The sequence below is a fragment of the Bacillus sp. SIMBA_005 genome (genome assembly GCF_046535585.1).
Classification (GTDB): Bacteria; Bacillota; Bacilli; order Bacillales; family Bacillaceae; genus Bacillus; species Bacillus pumilus.
On sequence record NZ_JAWRWI010000107.1, the window covers coordinates 1 to 355 of the forward strand.

The 355-nt window shown below is 28.7% G+C and carries 1 protein-coding gene; it reads right to left on the minus strand.

The features are described from left to right. The coding region (locus tag SB660_RS19325; protein WP_410583847.1) for an AbiTii domain-containing protein at positions 1 to 200 on the minus strand (200 nt) is incomplete at its 3' end. Between the last annotated feature and the right edge of the window lie 155 nt (positions 201 to 355).

The following is a 355-nucleotide window of genomic DNA, read 5'->3' on the forward strand; positions in this document are numbered from 1 at the left end:
CTAGTTAAGTAACCTTCTTCATTTATTGCAAAGCCATTAGCTTCATATTTTAACCACTCAACTGCATTGAAATCATTGATTAGACGTGCTAATCTTAAACATTTTAAAACAATATGCTGAGTAGGTATCTCATTCAATTCAAAATTACGTAGTATCTCCTCAGATAAATTTAATGCTTCTAAATTTCTATTCTTAACCATTGACTACCGCCCCTTCCAATTTTTACCCTTAAGGTATTTTAGCATATTTTAGGGAACTCTCTACTAAATTGAGATAAAATTGTTGTTTTATCCACTTCTTTGATAATGTTTGTTTATATCTTTAAGTACAATAGCTTTAATTTTATTTTCATGCT